Source organism: Aeromonas sp. 3P (genome assembly GCF_051919745.1).
Lineage (GTDB): Bacteria > Pseudomonadota > Gammaproteobacteria > Enterobacterales > Aeromonadaceae > Aeromonas > Aeromonas veronii.
Genome location: NZ_JBQBED010000001.1, coordinates 2,264,095 through 2,283,335 on the forward strand (window position 1 = coordinate 2,264,095; position 19,241 = coordinate 2,283,335).

20 protein-coding genes are annotated in these 19,241 nt (G+C 61.6%); 9 read left to right on the forward strand and 11 right to left on the reverse strand.

The features are described from left to right. Nucleotides 1–60: 60 nt before the first annotated feature. The 5 genes from ACTG19_RS10280 to ACTG19_RS10300 form a co-directional block, all read right to left on the reverse strand. Nucleotides 61–1,128 carry a sulfate/molybdate ABC transporter ATP-binding protein gene (locus ACTG19_RS10280; protein WP_113740060.1) on the reverse strand — a complete coding sequence of 356 codons (1,068 nt, stop codon included), beginning with the start codon at nucleotides 1,126–1,128 and terminating at the stop codon, nucleotides 61–63. Nucleotides 1,129–1,151: 23 nt separating this feature from the next. Further along, entirely contained in the window at nucleotides 1,152–2,042 is an 891-nt protein-coding gene (cysW, locus tag ACTG19_RS10285; protein ID WP_439989049.1) for a sulfate ABC transporter permease subunit CysW, read from the reverse strand. Then, entirely contained in the window at nucleotides 2,039–2,878 is an 840-nt protein-coding gene (gene cysT, locus ACTG19_RS10290) for a sulfate ABC transporter permease subunit CysT (protein WP_439989050.1), read from the reverse strand. The genes cysW and cysT overlap by 4 nt, the downstream gene beginning before the upstream one ends. 271 nt (nucleotides 2,879–3,149) lie before the next feature. Further along, nucleotides 3,150–3,725 (reverse strand): RBBP9/YdeN family alpha/beta hydrolase, encoded by a 576-nt coding sequence (locus tag ACTG19_RS10295; RefSeq protein ID WP_439989051.1) that lies wholly within the window; start codon nucleotides 3,723–3,725, stop codon nucleotides 3,150–3,152. Between the two features lie 56 nt (nucleotides 3,726–3,781). Next, nucleotides 3,782–4,783 (reverse strand): sulfate ABC transporter substrate-binding protein, encoded by a 1,002-nt coding sequence (locus ACTG19_RS10300; protein ID WP_439989053.1) that lies wholly within the window; start codon nucleotides 4,781–4,783, stop codon nucleotides 3,782–3,784. 217 nt (nucleotides 4,784–5,000) lie between these two features. On the opposite strand from ACTG19_RS10300, the gene ACTG19_RS10305 reads away from it, so the two are divergent. From ACTG19_RS10305 to ACTG19_RS10320, 4 genes are all read left to right on the forward strand, one after another. Continuing rightward, entirely contained in the window at nucleotides 5,001–6,263 is a 1,263-nt protein-coding gene (locus ACTG19_RS10305) for an MgtC/SapB family protein (protein WP_113740057.1), read from the forward strand. An 86-nt stretch (nucleotides 6,264–6,349) separates the two neighbouring features. Next, nucleotides 6,350–6,940: a sugar O-acetyltransferase gene (locus ACTG19_RS10310; RefSeq protein WP_113740056.1), complete on the forward strand. Its 591-nt coding sequence runs from the start codon at nucleotides 6,350–6,352 to the stop codon at nucleotides 6,938–6,940. Continuing rightward, nucleotides 6,937–7,275: a DUF1294 domain-containing protein gene (locus tag ACTG19_RS10315; protein ID WP_076494508.1), complete on the forward strand. Its 339-nt coding sequence runs from the start codon at nucleotides 6,937–6,939 to the stop codon at nucleotides 7,273–7,275. The genes ACTG19_RS10310 and ACTG19_RS10315 overlap by 4 nt, the downstream gene beginning before the upstream one ends. Before the next feature lie 114 nt (nucleotides 7,276–7,389). After that, nucleotides 7,390–7,602 carry a hypothetical protein gene (locus ACTG19_RS10320; protein ID WP_040067337.1) on the forward strand — a complete coding sequence of 71 codons (213 nt, stop codon included), beginning with the start codon at nucleotides 7,390–7,392 and terminating at the stop codon, nucleotides 7,600–7,602. Between the two features lie 85 nt (nucleotides 7,603–7,687). Here the strand turns inward: ACTG19_RS10320 and yrfG are convergent, their stop codons facing one another. Continuing rightward, on the reverse strand, nucleotides 7,688–8,368 hold the full coding sequence (gene yrfG, locus ACTG19_RS10325; RefSeq protein ID WP_439989054.1) for a GMP/IMP nucleotidase: 681 nt from the start codon (nucleotides 8,366–8,368) through the stop codon (nucleotides 7,688–7,690). Nucleotides 8,369–8,514: 146 nt separating this feature from the next. On the opposite strand from yrfG, the gene nudE reads away from it, so the two are divergent. The 3 genes from nudE (at nucleotide 8,515) to ACTG19_RS10340 (ending at nucleotide 11,681) form a co-directional block, all read left to right on the forward strand. Beyond that, nucleotides 8,515–9,123, forward strand: coding sequence for an ADP compounds hydrolase NudE (gene nudE / locus ACTG19_RS10330; RefSeq protein ID WP_162628427.1), 609 nt, complete (start codon nucleotides 8,515–8,517; stop codon nucleotides 9,121–9,123). Between the two features lie 37 nt (nucleotides 9,124–9,160). After that, nucleotides 9,161–9,973 carry a 3'(2'),5'-bisphosphate nucleotidase CysQ gene (cysQ, locus tag ACTG19_RS10335; protein WP_042030322.1) on the forward strand — a complete coding sequence of 271 codons (813 nt, stop codon included), beginning with the start codon at nucleotides 9,161–9,163 and terminating at the stop codon, nucleotides 9,971–9,973. 436 nt (nucleotides 9,974–10,409) lie between these two features. Further along, nucleotides 10,410–11,681 carry an aromatic amino acid transport family protein gene (locus ACTG19_RS10340; protein WP_201990722.1) on the forward strand — a complete coding sequence of 424 codons (1,272 nt, stop codon included), beginning with the start codon at nucleotides 10,410–10,412 and terminating at the stop codon, nucleotides 11,679–11,681. A 71-nt stretch (nucleotides 11,682–11,752) separates the two neighbouring features. Here the strand turns inward: ACTG19_RS10340 and ACTG19_RS10345 are convergent, their stop codons facing one another. The 3 genes from ACTG19_RS10345 to metJ form a co-directional block, all read right to left on the reverse strand. Beyond that, nucleotides 11,753–12,091 carry a tRNA-binding protein gene (locus ACTG19_RS10345; RefSeq protein ID WP_201990720.1) on the reverse strand — a complete coding sequence of 113 codons (339 nt, stop codon included), beginning with the start codon at nucleotides 12,089–12,091 and terminating at the stop codon, nucleotides 11,753–11,755. Between the two features lie 72 nt (nucleotides 12,092–12,163). Continuing rightward, on the reverse strand, nucleotides 12,164–12,898 hold the full coding sequence (locus ACTG19_RS10350) for a helix-turn-helix domain-containing protein (RefSeq protein ID WP_439989055.1): 735 nt from the start codon (nucleotides 12,896–12,898) through the stop codon (nucleotides 12,164–12,166). Between the two features lie 41 nt (nucleotides 12,899–12,939). After that, complete coding sequence (metJ, locus tag ACTG19_RS10355) at nucleotides 12,940–13,263, reverse strand: met regulon transcriptional regulator MetJ (protein WP_005340251.1); 324 nt, start codon at nucleotides 13,261–13,263, stop codon at nucleotides 12,940–12,942. A 205-nt stretch (nucleotides 13,264–13,468) separates the two neighbouring features. On the opposite strand from metJ, the gene metB reads away from it, so the two are divergent. Both metB and ACTG19_RS10365 read left to right on the forward strand, forming a co-directional pair. Further along, nucleotides 13,469–14,641 (forward strand): cystathionine gamma-synthase, encoded by a 1,173-nt coding sequence (gene metB / locus ACTG19_RS10360; protein WP_439989056.1) that lies wholly within the window; start codon nucleotides 13,469–13,471, stop codon nucleotides 14,639–14,641. Beyond that, nucleotides 14,641–17,097: a bifunctional aspartate kinase/homoserine dehydrogenase II gene (locus ACTG19_RS10365; protein ID WP_439989057.1), complete on the forward strand. Its 2,457-nt coding sequence runs from the start codon at nucleotides 14,641–14,643 to the stop codon at nucleotides 17,095–17,097. The genes metB and ACTG19_RS10365 overlap by 1 nt, the downstream gene beginning before the upstream one ends. A gap of 92 nt (nucleotides 17,098–17,189) precedes the next feature. Here the strand turns inward: ACTG19_RS10365 and ACTG19_RS10370 are convergent, their stop codons facing one another. Both ACTG19_RS10370 and ACTG19_RS10375 read right to left on the reverse strand, forming a co-directional pair. Then, nucleotides 17,190–18,455 (reverse strand): inorganic phosphate transporter, encoded by a 1,266-nt coding sequence (locus ACTG19_RS10370; RefSeq protein ID WP_005343043.1) that lies wholly within the window; start codon nucleotides 18,453–18,455, stop codon nucleotides 17,190–17,192. Between the two features lie 25 nt (nucleotides 18,456–18,480). Next, the gene (locus ACTG19_RS10375) at nucleotides 18,481–19,161 is read right to left on the reverse strand and encodes a TIGR00153 family protein (protein ID WP_005340244.1); all 681 of its coding nucleotides are present in this window, start codon (nucleotides 19,159–19,161) and stop codon (nucleotides 18,481–18,483) included. Between the last annotated feature and the right edge of the window lie 80 nt (nucleotides 19,162–19,241).

Here is a 19,241-nt window from a genome sequence, read left to right on the forward strand (position 1 = left end):
GCCGGATCATGCCCCGGCAGAGCGCCTGAACCGGGCGGCCACACCGCCTGCAACACAGCATCAAATCTGATAATCGGGATAGAACTGCGCCTGTCTGGCCACCAGCTTCACCCCCTGACCCGGGGCAAACAGCTTGGCCGCCTCCTTGCTCAGCTCCGCCTCATAGTGAGCCCCTTTGGTCTCACCGTCACCACGCAGCTCCACCCGAATGCGTGGCCCCATGGGCAGCAGACGGGTAATGGTGGCGCGGATCCCGCCCGGCGCATCGGCTGGCAAGATCTCCAGTTCATGGGGGCGGACATAGGCGATGGCGGCACTGCCGTGAGCCAGATGGGAAGCCGACGGCCCGCCGAGCAGCTGCTCGCCGACACCGAATCCCTGCTCCGCCACCCGACCGCGGAACTGGTTCACACTGCCGAGGAAGCTGTGGACGAAGGAGCTGGCGGGCTGGTCGTAGACCTCGGCCGGGGTGCCGATCTGCTCGACCCGTCCGGCATTCATCAGCACCACCCGATCCGCTACCTCCAGCGCCTCCTCCTGATCGTGAGTCACGAACAGACTGGTGACGTGCAGCTCGTCGTGCAGCTCGCGCAGCCAGCGACGCAGCTCCTTGCGCACCTGCGCATCGAGGGCACCGAAGGGCTCATCCAAGAGCAGTACCTTGGGCTGCACCGCCAGCGCGCGAGCCAGCGCGACCCGCTGACGCTGACCGCCGGAGAGCTGGGTCGGATAACGTTCGGCCACGTGGCTGAGCTGCACCAGATCCAGCAACTCCTTGACCCGGGCGCGAATGGCCGCCTCAGCCGGGCGTTCACTGCGCGGTTTGACCCTAAGGCCAAACGCCACGTTCTCGAAGACTGTCATATGGCGAAACAGGGCGTAGTGCTGGAACACGAAGCCGACATTGCGCTCGCGCACATGGAGATCCGAGGCATCCTCACCACGAATGATGACGTGGCCACTGTCGGCTTGCTCCAGCCCGGCGATGATCCGCAGCAGGGTGGTCTTGCCACAGCCGGAGGGGCCGAGCAGCGCCACCAGCTCACCGTCATGAAAGTCGAGGTTGATGTCTGCCAGCGCCGCGTACTGATTGAAATGCTTGTTGAGTTGTTGAACCTGAATGCTCATGGCTGCCTCTTTAAAACGGTAATTCAGTGAGATTTGGTGGGCTGGACACGCAGCCGGGCCAACAGGGTTTCCCCCAGCAGGGTGAAGATCCCGAACAGAGCCAAGAGGCTTGCCACTGCAAAGGCGGCGCCGGTCTGGTACTCGTTGTAGAGGATCTCGATATGCAGCGGCAGGGTATTGGTCTGGCCGCGAATATGGCCGGAAACTACCGACACAGCGCCAAACTCCCCCACCGCGCGGGCGGTACAGAGCAGCAGGCCGTACATCAGGCTCCAGCGAATGCCGGGAAGGGTGACGCGCCAGAACATCTGCAGGCCGCTCGCCCCCAGCATGATGGCCGCCTCTTCCTCTTCCGGGCCACGCGCCTCCATCTGGGGCAGCAGCTCGCGCACCACGAAGGGCACGGTAATGAAGGTGGTGGCCAGGATGATCCCCGGGGTGGCGAAGATGATCTTGATGTCGTGTTCGCTCAGCCAGTCACCGAACCAGCCGCGGCTGCCGAACATCAACACCAGCATCAGACCGGCGATCACCGGCGACACCGAGAAGGGCAGATCGATGATGGTGATGAGCAGCTGCCGACCGGGGAAGCGGAAACGGGCGATGGCCCAGGCCGCAGCAATCCCGAACAGCAGATTGAGGGGAACGGCGCAGAGGGTCACCAGTGCGGTCAGACCGAGGGCGCTCAGGGCATCCGGCTCGCTGATGGCGTGCCAGAAGAAGACCAGCCCAGGGCTCAGCGCCTGAATAAAGACGGTGGCCAACGGCAGCAGCAACAGGGCGGCAAACCAACCGAGACCCACCGTGATGAGCAGCCATTTGACCCACTGGGGCTCGCGGATCACGGCCGGAGCCTTGCGAGCGGGGGTCGCCTCCACAGAGGCCGCCTCAATGGCGATAGCAGATGAACTCATATCCGGCTCCCTCCGATGCGAGACCAGCTCCAGGCCTGCAACTTGTTGATTAGCAGTAACAAAATGAACGAAATCAGCAGCATCACCACGGCGATGGCAGAGGCACCGGCATAGTCATACTCCTCCAGGTGGCTCATGATCATCAGTGGCGCGATTTCCGAGACCATCGGCAGGTTGCCGGCGATAAAGATGACCGAACCGTACTCCCCTACCCCGCGGGCAAACGCCAGCGCAAAGCCGGTCAGCAGGGCCGGGATCAGGGTCGGCCAGAGCACCCGCATAAAGGTCTGCCAGCGATCGGCGCCGAGGCTGGCGGCCGCCTCCTCCTGTTCAGTTTCAGACTCCCGCAGCACCGGCTGCAGGGTACGCACCACAAACGGCAATCCGATAAAGGTGAGTGCGATGACCACCCCGATAGGGTTGTAGGCGAGCTGGATGCCGAGCGGCGCCAGCAACTGGCCGATCCAGCCGTTGGGGGCGAAGATGGCGCACAGGGCGATGCCGGAAACGGCGGTCGGCATGGCGAATGGCAGGTCGATCAGCGCATCCACCAGACGACGACCGGGGAAGGTGTAGCGCACCAGGATCCAGGCCAGGATCAGGCCAAATAGGCTGTTGAGCAGCGCCGCGACAAAGGCCGCACCGAAGCTCAGGCGAAAAGAGGCGAGCACCCGGGGTGAACCGATCACCTGCCAGAACTCGGCGGCGGTCAGGTTGTTGATCGCAAACAGTACCAGGGCCGAGAGCGGCAACAGCACCAGCAGGCCCAGATAGAGCAGGCTGAACCCCAAGGTGGGGCCAAAACCGGGCAGGACAGAATAAGAACCAAATCGCATAACACATCCATCTGTTATGAAGAATTTTCGATATGGTGATTCTGCGCACTCCCCTCATCGGCAACAAACATCAATTGCGACTTTGCTAATCACTTTTTTGTCTAACCGCAGAGTCACAAGGCTCTTGGCGCACTCCAAATAAAAAAAGGTCTTTTATATAAATAAAAGACCTAAGAAATGGAGCAATACGGAGCGGAGCATTCAAAGAACGGGGGCATGGAGTAGCCAGCGAACAGCGCGCCCGACAACCCTCCAACCACTTCACAGATACCTAGCGAAAGCCCAATACGACCGGCCGGGTCGATGCGGTCTTGACCGGTGCCACTACCAGCTCACCACGGCGGTAGAGTGCCCCCAGCAAATGCAGCCCCTGATGCCAGTCCCCATGACCTGACTGGGCATTGATATGGCCCGCCTCACCGGCATCGAACAGCGGCACCTGCCACTGACGGCTCCAGTATTCGGCCCGTTCAAAGCTCATCCAGGGATCATTGCGGCTGGCCACCAGCTGGGCGGAGACTTGCAACGGCCCTTCCAGCCGCTCATCGACAATCCCGAAACGGGCTGGGTCAGCCGGTGCCACCAGAAAGAGCGAGGCAACCTTCTCCGGCTGCAATCTGGCTGCCGCGATGGCGGTCAGGGCACCGAAAGAGTGGGCCACCAGATGGACCCGACTGCGGCGACTTCTCAACTTGCTCGCCAGCTTGGCACTCCAGACCGTGAGATCCGGTTTCTCCCATGGCAGACCCGTCATCCGTTGCCAGTAGGGAAAATGCTCGTGCCAGCGGCTCTGCCAGTGATCCGGCCCACTGTTGTGCAGACCGGGAACCAGGAGGATCTTGTTCATCTTGGTGCTCCTATCGGCTGGCACAGGGGCCAGTTCAGTGATGGATAACGAAGCTATCAACGACCCGGCTGATAGATCTGGTCAAACAGACCGCCCTGGGCGAAGTGTTTCTTCTGGGCTTTCTCCCAATCCCCTTCCAGATCCTTGACGGTAAAGAAGGTAAGCTGCGGGAACTGGGCTGCCGTCTCCTTCAGGATCGCCGGGTTGCTGGGGCGATAGTGATGTTTGGTGACGATATGCTGCCCCTCGTCGGAGTAGAGATAATCGAGATAGGCCTTGGCCACCGTTTCAGTGCCGTGCTTCTTGGCCACCTTGTCCACCACCGCGACCGGCGGCTCAGCCAATATGGAGACCGAAGGCACCACCAGCTCGAACTTGTCGCTGGCACCGGGCTGACCCAGTACCAGCAGGGCTTCGTTCTCCCATGCCAGCAGCACATCACCAAGGCCACGCTCGATAAAGCTGGTGGTGGCACCGCGGGCGCCTGAGTCCAGCACCTTCACGTTCTTGAAGAGATCGCCAACAAACTGCTTGGCCCCCTCTTCACTGCCGCTCTTCTTCAGGGCATAGCCCCAGGCGGCCAGATAGTTCCAGCGTGCCCCGCCGGAGGTCTTGGGGTTGGGAGTCACGATGGCCACATCCTTGCGCACCAGGTCGCCCCAATCCTTGATCTGCTTGGGATTACCCTTGCGTACCAGGAAGACGATGGTCGAGGTGTAGGGCGCTGCATTATTGGCCAGACGGTTCTGCCAATCCGCTGCGATAAGACCTTGCTTGGCAACGGCGTTGACGTCGTAGGCAAGCGCCAGCGAGACCACGTCAGCTTCCAGCCCGTCCACAACGGCGCGAGCCTGCTTGCCGGAGCCACCGTGAGACTGGCTCACCACCACGTCGTCGCCGGTTTTGGCCTTCCACTCCTTGGCAAAGGCGGCGTTGTACTCCTGAAACAGCTCGCGGGTCGGATCGTAAGAGACGTTGAGCAGGCGGATCTCGGCGGCATTGGCCTGACCAAATGCCAGCAGAGAGAGCAGGGTCAGGGCGGTCATTCGCAGTTTCATGGTGATTCTCCATATCTTGTTGGGTTGAGAACAGCATGCCGTGGAGTTGTTATGCCCAGAAGAAAGAAATAACTCTTTGCTTATCTCTTTTGCTCATATCAACTCAGCCACCCGCACCGGAAGCCGGACGCAGACTCTGTGAGCCATGCCCCTCTGGCCCCTTGCTCGCTGTGCCATCATGGGAACAAGGCAGGCAGATGACGAAAAGGAAGTCGTTATGTGGATCAATGCAGAACCGGTCAACGGAGCCCTGGTCTCGCTGGCCATCGGCCTGATCATCGGGCTGGAGCGGGGCTGGCAGGTGCGCCAGCTGGGGGATAACCAGCGCATCGCCGGGATGCGTACCTACGGCCTCATTGGCCTGCTCGGCGGGGTGTGCGGTTTGCTGCTGCCCACTCTGGGCCCCTGGCTGCCGCTGCTCGGCCTGCTGGCGGTGGTGATCGGCTGCGGCCTCTCGGTCTGGCTGGCCCAGCGCTGGCAGGGGGAGTTCGGCCTCACCAGCTCGGTGGCCATGCTGCTCACCTATCTGCTGGGGCTGATGTCGGTGCTGCTGAGCCCGAGCGAGGCGGTCGCCTGCGCCGTGCTGGCCGCCCTGTTGATGGGCTTGAAGGGACAGATCCAGCAGGGGATGCTGTTTCTGAGCGAAACCGAATTCCACGCCACCCTGCGCTTTCTGCTTATCTCGCTGGTGCTGCTGCCGGTACTGCCCAACGAGGAGATGGGCCCTCTCGATGCCTTCAACCCCTTCAAGATCTGGCTGATGGTGGTGGTGATCGCCGGCATCTCGTTTTGTGGCCACTTCGCGGTACGCCTGCTCGGCACCCGCGCCGGACTGGTGCTCACCAGCATACTGGCGGGATTGGCCTCCTCCACCGCCCTTACCCTGCAGTTCGCCCGTCTCAACAAGGAGCAGGGCGGGCTGGAGCGACTGCTGGCCACCGGCATCCTGCTGGCAGGGGCCACCATGTGGCTGCGGCTGCTGGTACTGGTGCTGCTGATTCACAGCGAGCTGGCGATGCGCCTCGCCGCCCCGCTCGTGTTGCTGGCGACCACGGTGTACGGCTTTGCCTTCTGGTTCTGGCGCCAGCGCGAGGAGCTGACAGACGGCCCGGTACAGCCGGAAACCAGCAACCCGCTCGATCTGGCCACCGCCATCAAGTTCGGCCTGCTGCTGGCGTTGATCGGCTTTATGGCAACGCTGCTGCAAGACAAGGTAGGCAACTCGGGGGTCTATCTGCTGTCGCTGGTCTCGGGGATCACCGACGTGGACGCCATCACCTTGTCGCTCTCCCAGCTTTCCCACAAGGAGCTGGCGCTGGAGGTGGCGGCCCGCGGCATCCTGCTGGCCGGGCTGGTCAACTCGCTGGTGAAGGGGCTGCTGGCCCTTGGCATCGGCGGTCGCAGTCTCGGGCTGCGGGTATTGCTCCCCTACTTCGTCTCGGCCCTGTTGATCCTGCCCCTCGTCTGGCCCGCAGGTTGACGAGGATCACCTGCAACAAGTGACAGACTGACGGCGCCCCTGACAGTCACGTATACTGCCTGCTCTTGCAGCATGAGGAGGTAGCAATGGCGAGCGACTGGGACAAGGTACTGGCAGGCGGGGCCCTGGATAGCCAGAGCGAGGAGATAGCGAACGACCGGATCCGCGGTCAGGCGCTGCTGGCCAAGCTCAACGGTTCATCGGCGGGCGATGCTCCTCTGCGCCAGCAGATCTGCCGCGAACTGTTTGGCCACTGCCCCGACTCCTGCTGGATCAGCACGCCGTTTACCTGCGAGTTTGGCCGCAACATTCATATCGGCGAGAAGACCTTCTTCAACTTCAACGTCACCATTCTCGACGTGGGCGAAGTGCGCATCGGCAGCCATGTGCTGCTGGCCCCCAACGTGCAGATCTACACCGCTACCCACACCATGAACTATCTGGAACGACGCAACTGGACCGCCTACAACAAGCCGGTGCGGATCGGCGATGACTGCTGGATCGGCGGCGGCGCCATCATCTGCCCCGGCGTCACCATAGGGCCGCGCTCCATCATTGGCGCCGGCGCCGTGGTCACCCGCGACATCCCGGCCGACTCGGTGGCGGTGGGAAATCCGGCCAGAGTGATCCGCACTCTCAAGCAGGACGAGGAGCGCTGCTGGGAGCTGGCCCAGTGATGGCGCTGGCACTGCTGCCACTGGGCGCCGCCCTCTGGCTCGGCCTCGGCGAGCAGCAGTGGTGGCCGCTGGCCGTGTTGCTCACCATGAGCCTGCTCACGGTGGCCGCCTACGCCTGGGACAAGCGGCAGGCGGTACGGGGTGAGTGGCGCATTCCCGAATCTCGCCTGCACCTGCTGGAGCTGTGCGGCGGCTGGCCGGGCGCACTGGTGGCCCGCCAGTGGCTGCGTCACAAGACCCAGAAGCGCAGCTACCGGCTGGTCTTCTGGTTTATCGTGCTGCTGCACCTCACCCTGTGGGCGCTCTGGGTCGGGCGGCCACTCTGGCAGCAATAGCCAACTGCATCACAAAGGCGAAACGGGACCCATTGCGGCCAATTGGCGGCTGTGAGAAAACAGAACAGATCCCATCAGCGTTTTCGCCGTTTATAGACGACAAGGAGTCGTGACATGACCATGTGGACAGGCATAGTCCTGATCGTATTTATCAGCCTATTGTTCGGATACCTCGGCAAGCGAGCTCGCTACCAGATGGGGGATGCACGCATCACCGACCGCCTCGGCAAGCAGGATATGATCATCAGAGAATTGCAGGAGCGGATCGCCAATCTGGAGGCGATCGTCATCGAAGAGGAGAAGCGGCGCCCGTTTCGGGAGCTGTGATTTTTCGCCATCAGGCGTCAGATAACCAAAATTCAAATCAAAGATAGAGGGCGGCATGATGCAGCCCTCTATCGTTTCAGCAAATTCAGATTGCCAACGGCAGCAACTCGGCATAGTCGCGGATCGCCGGAAAAGCGGTAATGCTCTGCTCCGGCTTGCAGCTATCCGGATTCTGGATCGCCAGCTGATAGACGATACCATAGTCGGCGGCAGCCCGCAGGATCCGCTCGCTATCATCCACAAACAGGGTGCGGGCCGGATCGAACGCCAGCCGCTCGGCCAGTGCCTGCCAGCAGTGCTGGCTCTCCTTCGACCAACCCAGTTCGTGGGTACTCACCATCAGATCCAGATGGTCGCTCAGCCCCAGCTGCGCATCCTTCACCGACAGGCTGGCGGGGTGGGCATTGGTGAAAAGCACCAGCTGTTTGCCCGCGGCACGCAGCTCGGCCAGAAAGGGGATGGCGTGGGGGCGCCACTGGATCTTCGCCAGCAGCTCCTGCTTGAGGGCACGAATATCGAGCCCCAGGGTCTCGCTCCAGTAATCCACGCAGTACCAGTTGAGGGTGCCGTTGACGGCGTGATAGTGGACGTCGATCTGCGCTTTGGCTTCATCCAGCGGCAGACCGAGCCGCTCGGCGTAACGCTCCGGCACCAGCTGCTGCCAGAGGTGGTTGTCAAAATGCAGATCGATCAGGGTGCCATCCATATCGAGCAAGACGGTGTCTATCTGGTGCCAGGGCAAGGTGGTAGCGCGGGAGTGTGGCATCGGGTCTCTTGATCTCGGTGTCGCGAAAGAAATGGAGCGGCAGTATAACGGATTTTTCCTCCCCCTTTCCCCTCCCTGCCCCGTGGTGTTCGGTGTGGGAGTCGTTTACTCTTGAAGCACGATTTTTTAACGAGCCGTCACCCCTGATGAGTGAGCACCACAAAAGCCCCCCCGAACAGATTTCGATCGACCAGCTGGAGCAGGAGAAGAGCAAGCCGGAGATCCTCAAGGCCGAGATCGTGGCCGAGAGCCGGCTGTTCAGAGTGGAATCCCTCCACCTCAAATTCTCCAACGGTGAGGAGCGAGTCTACGAGCGGATGCGCGGCGGCAATCGTGGCGCCGTCATGGTGGTGCCGCTGTTCGATGAGCAGACCCTGCTGCTGGTGCGCGAATATGCCGCCGGCACCCACTCCTACGAGCTGGGCTTTCCCAAGGGGCTGATCGACCCGGGCGAAGATGCCTTCGAGGCAGGCAACCGGGAGCTGATGGAAGAGGCAGGCTTTGGCGCCAACAGCCTGACCCTGCTCAAACAGGTGTCGCTGGCGCCCGGTTACTTCTCCAGCCGGATGGACATTTTGCTGGCCCGGGATCTCTTCCCCGAACAGCGGATCGGCGACGAACCCGAACCGCTGGAGGTGATCCCCTGGCCACTCAACCGGATCGATGAATTGCTGGCGCGGCCCGACTTCACCGAGTCGCGCAGCATCAGTGCCCTGCTCTTGGCCCAAAAGTGGCTGGCGGAGCAGACAAAGTAGCCCGCAGACGGGCAGTTAACAGACAGAGGATAACGAGATGCAGGAGTTGTTGGCCTGGGTGCCGGGGGTCAAGGAGATTGCCCGCGAAGCCGGAAGGATCCTTCACGACATCTATCACGGCGGTCAGTTCGAGCGTCAGCTGAAGGAGGATGCGACCCCGGTCACCAGTGCCGATCTTGCTGCCGATGCCTACCTCAAACAGGCGCTCTCGGCGCTCACCCCCCATGTGCCGGTGCTGACCGAAGAGGCGGCCGACATCCCCTTCAGCCAGCGATCCAACTGGCGGCAATACTGGCTGGTGGATCCCCTCGACGGCACTGGCGAATTTATCGCAGGCAGCGGCGATTTCGCCACCCTGATCGCCTTGGTGCGGGACAACGTGCCGGTGCTCGGGGTCATCTACGCCCCCGAGTCTGACGTGCTCTACTGGGCTGTGCGCGGCTACGGCGCCTTCAAGGAAGTGAACGGCGAGGTGTTGCCCATCAGCGCCATGCACCACGAGCATGACCAGCCCGACTCGCTGGTGGTAGCCATCAGCCGCCGCCAGAAGCTGGAGAAGCTCACCCGCCGCCTCAACCCGGCCATCAACTACGAGCTGATCCCGCTCGGCTCCAGCTCCCTCAAATCCTGTCTGGTGGCGGAAGGGGCGGCCGATTGCTACGTGCGGCTCGGCCCCACCGGCGAGTGGGACACCGCCGCCGCCCAGTGCATCGTCGAGGCGGCAGGTGGCCGCATCCTCAGCCTGGCGTTGCAGCCACTCAGTTACAACGAAACCGAGTCGCTGGAGAACCCTGACTTTATCGTGATGGGGGATCCGGATCTCGCCTGGGGCAACATTCTGGCCCACTAAACGGATAGCGATATCATCACACCAGACAAGCAGGCGGCCCGATGGCCGCCTGCTTTGTCAGGGAAGTTGCCCCGAGTAATGGCCGGAGTGATCCTCTGGTCAAGGCGCTCTTGAACAGCGTGATACGCTGGCAAAGAAGCGAAATGATAGTGAAACATCACAATCGGTCGGCGAGAAATGGTGCGATTTTCACGTAATTCTGAAAACACCTGATTAGCCAAAATAAAAAAACGAGCGCAGATCAAATTTTGGTTTTATATTTCACAAAAATCACCATTGTCAGTTTTGTTTCATTCTGTGACCCAGATTCCATTCCCAATCTCGCTGGCTAAACCCCGCAATGGCAGTGATATGTTTCAGTCTCGCTTTTTGAGAATTAAATCCCGATAAACCACAATGAACTCAGATTAAAACACTAACAAAAAGTGAATTAGTAATGAGTTTATCTGTAGAGGCTACCAAGGAGCTATCCGGTTCCTGCTCCACCACTGCCAGCATCACCCGCTGGCGCCGTCACGACACCCACTGGGTTATCAGCCTGTTTGGCACCGCCGTTGGCGCCGGCATCCTGTTCCTGCCCATCAATCTGGGTCTGGGCGGGATCTGGCCTCTCGTCATCGTCGCGGTACTGGCAGGCCCCATGACCTTCCTGGCCCACCGCGGGCTGGCGCGCTTCGTGCTCTCCTCGTCACGCCCCCACGCCGACTTCACCGAAGTGGCGGAGGAGCACTTCGGCAAAATGGCCGGTCGCCTCATCTCGGCGCTCTATTTCCTCTCCATCTTCCCGATCCTGCTCATCTACGGGGTCGGGCTGACCAACACGGTGGAGAGCTTTATGGTCAACCAGCTCGGCATGGCGACCCCGGATCGGGTGATGCTCTCCGGCCTGCTGGTGTTCGCCATGATCGCTGTGATGCTGGCGGGTGAGAAAGCGATGCTGCGCGCCTTCGCCTTTATGGTCTATCCGCTGGCGGCCATTCTGGCGGCGCTCTCCTGCTACCTGATCCCTCAGTGGCAATGGCCGGAAGTGACCGCGTTTGAGGGAGTCAGCTTCCTCAATACCGTCTGGCTGGCGCTGCCGGTCACCGTGTTCGCCTTCAGCCACGCCGCCGCCATCTCCGGCTTTGCCAACGTGCAGCGCCGTGAATATGGCGAGCAGGCGGAAGCCAAGAGCAGCCTGATCCTGCGCAACACCACAGTAATGCTGGTGGGCTTCGTGCTCTTCTTCGTCTTCTCCTGCGTGCTGAGCCTCTCGCCAGCCCAGCTGGCTGAAGCCAAGGCCCAGAACGTCTCTGTGCTCTCCTATCTCGCCAACATCACCGACAACCCGGTGATCGTGACTCTGGGGCCGCTCATCGCCTTTATCGCTATCAGCTCCTCCTTCCTCGGCCACTTCCTCGGTGCCCGCGAAAGCCTGAAAAGCCTGATCGCCAAGCCCACCGGTCTGCCGCTGGCCAAGGCGGACAAACTGGGTATCGCCCTGATGTTCTTCGCCATCTGGGGTGCCGCCGTCATCAACCCGGGCATTCTGGGACTGATAGAGACCCTCTCCGGCCCGGTCATCGCCATGATCCTGTTCATCATGCCGGTGATTGCGATCTACAAGGTGGAGGCGCTGGCCCGCTTCCGTCACGGCTGGACCAACGGCTTTATCCTGCTGACCGGGTCGCTGGCGGTATCGGCGCTGATCTTCAGCCTGTTGAAGTAACGACTCGCAGCAGAAAACAAAAAGAGAGGCGACCCCGGGGTCGCCTCTCTTGTCTCTGTTCGGGTGTGAACTCAGCCCAGCTTGGCGCCGTTCTCCACCGCCCGCTCAGGGATAGCCATCACCACGGCGCCATCTGGCCGGTAGAAACCAGTCAGCAGAAATTCAGACTGAAACGGCCCTATCTGTTTGGTCGGGAAGTTGACTACGGCGATGATCTGGCGGCCCACCAGCTGCTCTGGCTGGTATAGCGCGGTGATCTGGGCACTGCTCTTGCGTATCCCCAGTTCGGGGCCAAAATCCGCCCACACCTTGTAGGCCGGTTTGCGCGCCTCGGGGAACGGCTCAACCCGCACCAGGGTGCCCACCCGGAGCTCCACCATATCGAAATCCTGCCAGCTAATCGTCTCCATTTCGGCTCCTGTTTATCGTGCACCTTGCATGACCCGCAGCATGGCCCAAAGAGAGCATCCCGTCTTCGGCGATCAGCCGTTTCGTTGCGGCAGGTGGCCGTTTTGCTGGCGCCAGAGGGACGGTGTGAGCCCGGCCTCGGCCAGGAAGCGCTCGCCGAAGGCCCCCTGATTCTGGTAACCGCAGCGGCTGGCAATCTCGCCAACGGGCAGTTGCGTACCGGCAAGCAGGGTGCGCGCCAGCGCCATGCGTCGACTGCGAATGTAGTGGGAGACGCTCACCCCCAACTGCTGGCGAAAGGCGAGCTTGAACTGACTCTGGCCAAGGCAGGCGATGGCGGCGAGTTGCTGATTGGTCAGCGGGGCCGCGAGGTTGGCCTCGATATGGCGCTGCACCTTGAGGATGCGGGCGGCAAGGCGCGGTGTGGCAGCGCTCTGCATCCCCAGCCCTTCCGCCAGCAGGGAGAGCCACACCTGCTCCATGCCAGCCACCTGCCGCCCCTCGGCCACCATGCGGTGCAGAAAAGCGAGGTAGTGGCGCTGGGGCTCATCCAGCTCGATAAAGGGGCGGGCCGCCAAATCGCCGGGTAACCAGTCGCTCTCCTGCACCAGAAACGAAAGCGCCGGATCGGCGGCGTAGTCGTGTCGCTCGCCGGGGGCGATGACGCAGGCAGAACCGGGGGCAAGTCGACGCGCCCGGCCCTGCACCTCGATCTCGAGGGGGCCGTCGAGGGGGATCACCAGCTGGGCAAAGTCGTGACTATGGCTGCAGACGTGGTGGTGATAGTGGCGCAGGCTGAAGCGGGACATGGCTGATAGCAATGACGCGGCCAGGGCCGCGTCATCAGGGGTTATTCCTTGTCGAAATCTTCGATCTCTTTGCCCAGCGCTTCCATGATGGCGCGCGCTTCGGCCGGGACACTGTCCGGTTGATCCTTGCGCAAGTCTTCGTCGCAAGGGAGCGGCTGGCCGGTGAAAGCGTGCAGGAAGGCTTCACAGAGCAGCTCGCTGTTGGTCGCATGACGCAGGTTGTTCACCTGACGGCGGGTGCGCTCATCGGTCAACACTTTCAACACCTTGAGCGGGATCGAGACGGTAATCTTCTTGACCTGTTCGCTCTTCTTACCGTGTTCCGCGTAGGGGCTGACGTAGTCGCCGTTCCACTCTGTTCCCATGACTCACCTGTTCTCATTTAGCCGTGAGCGCGGATTTTAACCCTTAAGGAAATTAATGGCAATCCAACAGCAAAGCCATTTAGACGTCTGGAAGTGTTGACGGCTTTTTTAAGCTGGCGTAGTGTGGTTGACCATGAGCCCGCAATGGCGGGATGGCGCGTGGCAGCAAGATGCCGGCGTGTAAAGAGACATCAAGGAGAGTGATATGACCCACAAGGCCACCCTGGCGGTTCGCACCGGGATTGAGACAGACCAGCAACACGGTGCCGTGGTGCCCCCCATCTACCTCTCCAGCAACTACACCTTTGCCGACTTTGGCGAGCCCCGTCAATACGATTATGCCCGCTCCGGCAATCCGACCCGCACCAATCTGGCGGACGCGCTGGCGGCGCTGGAAGGGGGCGCTGGTGCCGTGGTCACCGGCACCGGCATGGGTGCCGTCCATCTGGTCACCACTGCCCTGCTCAAGGCGGGGGATCTGCTGATCGCCCCCCACGACTGCTACGGCGGCACCTGGCGCCTGTTCGAGTATCTGGCGGCCAAGGGCCACTACCGGGTGCAGTTTGTCGATCAGGGGGACGAGGCCGCACTGGCCGCCGCGCTGGCCCAGAAACCTGCGCTGGTATGGGTCGAGACTCCCTCCAACCCGCTGCTGCGGGTGGTGGATATCAGCGCCATCGCCAACGCCGCCCACGAGGTGGGTGCACAAGTGGTGGTGGACAACACCTTCCTCTCTCCCTTGCTGCAACAACCCCTGGCCCTCGGTGCCGATGTGGTGGTTCACTCCACCACCAAATACATCAACGGCCACTCCGACGTGGTGGGCGGAGTGGCGATTGCCAAGGAGGCCGCACTGGCCGAGTCGCTGGTGTGGTGGGCCAACTGTCTGGGGCTCACCTCCGGGGCGTTCGACTCCTACCTCACCCTGCGCGGTCTGCGCACTCTGGCCCCCAGATTGCGCAACCATCAGGAGAACACCGACCGCATCCTCGCCTTCCTGCAACAGCAGCCGCTGGTGAAACGCATCTATCACCCCAGCCTGCCGAGCCATCCGGGCCACGATATTGCGCGCCGTCAACAGTCCGGCTTCGGCGCCATGCTAAGTTTTGAACTCGATTGCAGCGAGGCGGGCATTCGCGCCTTCCTCGCGGCCCTCACCCTCTTCTCGGTGGCCGAGTCTCTCGGCGGGGTGGAGAGTCTGGTGGCCCATCCGGCCAGCATGACCCACAGGGCCATGACCCCGGCGGCGCAGCAGGCAGCAGGCATCAGCGCCCAGCTGCTGCGGTTGTCGGTCGGTATTGAACACGGTGAAGACCTGGTGGCCGATCTGGCTCAGGCTTTTGAACAGGCGCAGCAGGCAGAACAGGTAGCGAATTAATGGAACAGCAGCAACAAGGAGAGATCGCGGTGGCCACAGAAGCAGGATTGAAGCGACGTCACGTCCACAAATTTGGTGGCAGCAGTCTGGCGGATCCGGTCTGTTATCGCCGGGTCGCCAGCATCGTTGAACAACAGGTAGGCGGGGATGAACTGATCGTGGTCTCCGCCGCCGGCAAGACCACCAACCGGCTGATCCAGCTGGTGGAGCTGGCCGAAGCGGGGGACGAAGCCGCCGGTGAAGCCATCTCGGCCCTTCAGGCCTATCAGCAGAGCCTGATCGACGGCCTGCTGGAGGGCGAGCTACAGCTTGATCTGAGCAAGCAGCTGGCCGACGACATGCAGCTGATCGCCAAAACGCTGGAGGGACAGTTTGACCGCTTCGCCCGCAACGGACTGCTCGCCTTTGGCGAAGTGTGGTCGGCGCGCCTGCTGGCAGCCCTGCTCACCAGCCGCGGCGACAAGGCTATCTGGCTCGATGCCCGCAGTTTCCTGCGCGCCGAGGATGGCGCTCTGGTCAAGGTGGATACCGCCCTCTCCAGCGAACTGCTCAAGGCGCGACTGGCTGAGCATGCCGGTCGCATCGTGGTGACCGGCTTTATCGCCGCTGACATGGAAGGGCGCTCCCTGCTGCTCGGTCGCAACGGTTCCGACTACAGCGCCAGCCTGTTGGCGCTGCTGGCAGACGGCGAATCCACCACCATCTGGAGCGACGTGGCCGGTGTCTACAGCGCCGACCCGCGCCGGGTGAAAGAAGCGCGTCTGCTGGAACGCCTGAGCCTCGCCGAAGCCAACGAGCTGGCCCGTCTTGGCTCTTCGGTATTGCACTCGCGCACCCTGCAACCGGTGGCCGACAGCCGCCAGCGCCTAACCCTGCGCTGCAGCTACAACCCGGATGAGGGCTGTACCCATATCCTGCGCCGCGCCCCCCGCTCCGGCGGCGCCCGCATCGTCTCCTCGGTGGATCAGATCGCCCTCATCGAGTTGAAGGTACTGCCGCAAACCAACTATGAACAGACGGTCGCCACCATCGAGGCCCATCTGGCCCGTCACCGTCTCAACCCGCTCACCCTGCAGCGCCAGCCGGATCGCAGGGTATTGCGCCTCGCCTATACCCTCGAGGTAGCGCAGGGTGCTTTCGAGCTGTTGCGCGACTTTCAGCTGCAAGGGAGCTTCACCGGTCTCATCCAGAAGGAGGGGTACAGTCTGGTAGCGCTGGTAGGGGCAGGCGTCACCGACAATGCCGAGCAGTGCCACCGCTTCTATCAGCTACTGGCAGATCAACCGCTGGAGTTCGTACAGGTGGCCCGAGATGGCCTGAGTCTGGTGGCCGTGCTGCGCCAAGTGGTGCTGGAACCCCTGCTCATCGCCCTGCACAGCTCCCTCTTCAGCCGCCCGACCCGGGTTGGACTGGTGGTGTTCGGCAAGGGCAATATCGGCGGCCACTGGCTGAGCCTCTATGCCCGCGAAAAGGCGCGGCTGGAACATGAACTCAATCTGGCGCTCACCCTCTACGGGGTGTTCAGCTCGGAAGGGGGCCTGCTGGATGAAGAGGGACTCAACCCCCTAAAGGTACAGGACAACTTCAACCCCAAACCGCTGATCTGGCCGGAGTTGCTCTCCCAGCTTGAGCAGCACGGCTTCGATGCGCTGATTGCACTGGACATGACCGCCAGCGAAACGGTGAGCCGCTACTACCCGGACTTTGCCCAGCTCGGCATTCACATCATCGCCGCCAACAAGTTTGCCGGTGCCGCAGACAGCGAGTTCTACCAGCGCATCAAGCAGACCTGCCGCGACCATCAGGTGCAGTGGCGCTATAACGCCACCGTGGGCGCCGGGCTGCCGATCCAGTCCAGCATCCAGATGCTGCGCCAGAGCGGCGACCGCATTCAGGGGGTCTCCGGCATCTTCTCCGGCACCCTCTCCTGGCTGTTCCAGCAGTATGACGGCACCCGCCCCTTCTCCGAGCTGGTGGACGAGGCGTGGCAGCACGGTCTGACCGAGCCGGATCCCCGCGAAGACCTCTCAGGTCAGGATGTGCGGCGCAAGCTGCTTATTCTGGCGCGGGAAGCAGGCTTCGAGCTCGACTCCGCCGATATCGAGCTGGAGAATCTGGTGCCCGTCACGCTGCGCAAGGTGACCGCCGATCAGTTCATGGACAGACTGAAAGAGCTGGATGGCCCGATCCAGACCGCCTTCGAAGGGGCCAAGCGCCTCGGCAAGGTACTGCGCTACGTCGCCCGCTTTGAGCATGACGGCAAGGCGCGGGTCGGACTGGAGGCGCTGGAGCCCCACCACCCGTTTGCCAACCTCTTACCGTGCGACAACATCTTCGCCATCGAGAGCGACAGCTATCGTACCAACCCGTTGGTCATCCAGGGGCCGGGCGCAGGCCGGGAAGTGACCGCCGCCGCTATCCAGTACGATCTGTGGCAGATCTGCGCCAGCCTCTAAGGCTGGTATGCAAAGGGAGCAGCACCTCTCTCCCGCGCACAATAAAAAAGCCCGAGTCGATGACTCGGGCTTTTTGCTGAATGCCGCTTCGATTAGGAGAAGCAGGCCTGCAGCACGTAGAAGATGGCGATAGCCAGAATGGCACCAGCAGGCAGAGTGATGATCCAGGAGACAACGATGTTGCGCAGTACCCCCAGGTTCAGCGCCGCAATGCCGCGCGCCAGACCGACCCCCATCACAGCACCGACCAGGGTCTGGGTGGTGGAGATGGGCAGACCGGTACCGGAGGCAATCACCACGGTCGCGGCAGTCGCCAGCTGGGCAGCAAAACCACGGCTCGGGGTCAGGTGAGTGATGCCGGTACCGACCGTCGCCATCACCTTCTCGCCCATGGTCGCCAGACCGATCACGATACCGATACCGCCCAGCGGCAGGATCCACCAGGCAATGGCAGCCTGACTGGAAATCTCGCCACCGGAAGCCACGATAGAGGCCACCGCAGAGAGCGGGCCAATAGCGTTGGCCACGTCGTTGGAGCCGTGGGCAAAGGCCATGGCACAGGCAGTGATCACCATCAGGATGCCGAACACCTTCTCCACGTTGGCGAAGTGCATCTTGCTGTCATCCTGCGGGTTGTACTTCTGGCCGCGAATGTAGATCCAGCCGGCAAACGCCACTGCGATGGAGATGGCGATGGAGAGCAGAATGCCCTCACCATCGCTCAGGTGCAGACCGACGTGGGTCAGCCCCTTCTTGATGGTCACCAGACAGATCACCAGCGCAGTCAGGAACATGTAGAACGGCACATAGCGCTTGGCGTTGTTCAGGGGGTCATCGGTGTTGAAGATAAGCTTCTGCACGCTGATGAACATGAAGTAGGCGATGACACCTGAGATGGCCGGGGTGATGACCCAGGAGCCGACGATGCCGCCAAACTTGCTCCACTGCACCGCTTCCGGGCCAATGCTCACCACCGCAAAACCGACGATGGCGCCGATGATGGAGTGAGTGGTGGAAACAGGCCAGCCGAAGTAGGAGGCGAGGATCAACCAGGCGCCTGCCGCCAGCAGGGAGGCGATCATGCCGAGCACCAGCAGGTCCGGGCTATCGACAAACGCATTGCTGTCGATGATGCCGTTACGGATGGTGGCCGTCACTTCGCCACCGGCCAGATAGGCGCCGGCAAATTCGAAGATCATGGCAATGATGATCGCCTGACGGATGGTCAGGGATTTGGTGCCGACCGATGTTCCCATGGCGTTGGCCACGTCATTCGCGCCAATGCCCCAAGCCATCAAAAAGCCGAACAAGGCCGCCACGAGCACCAGAGTGGTGCCGTAATTCGCGATAATGTCCATTAATAGTGTTTACCCAGTCAGTCGATTACGAACGAGCCAGCATCAGTTCCAGACGGGCGCCTACGCGCTCGGCCTGATCTGCCAGGTCACCTACCCATTCGAGGATCTTGTAAAGGAACATCACATCGATCGGATTATAATTGTGCTCAACCGCTTGCAGCTGTTGGCGCAGTCCGATCTGCATGGTGTCTGTATCGTCCTCGATCAGATCCAGCTGGTGGATCATCTCGGCAACCATTTCCACTTCCCGTCCTTTGAAGCCGGTCTCGAGCAGCTCGTCGAGCTCCCCGATCGCTTTCTCGGCCTGAGCGGTCGCATCAATACAACGTTTGAGGTAAGCCATGAAATCCGTCCGCATTTCGGCGGGGAACTCCATGCGACGGCCAAGCATGCGGCCGGAGATATCCTTGGCACGGTTGGCAATCTTGTCTTGCTGGGTCAACAGCTCCAGCAGGTCGGTACGTGCAACCGGCAGGAACAGGCCGCGAGGCAGTTTCAGACGGATTTCACGCTTGAGGGTATCTGCCTCTTTTTCCAGTTGGGCGATCTGCTGCCGGATCTTCTCGGCATCTTCCCAACGGTCTTCGGCAACGGCGTCAAAGAAGGGAACCAACTGCTGGGAGCACTGGTGAACCTTGACGATATGCTTCTGCAGCGGCTTGATGGGGGACTTGGCAAAAAGCCCCAAAATAGTATTTACTGGCATGGCCAAACCTGTGTCGGTGAAAAAACACTCGATACGATTTTATGAGGCGCGCATGGTAACCGAACTGCGCCCTCAATTAA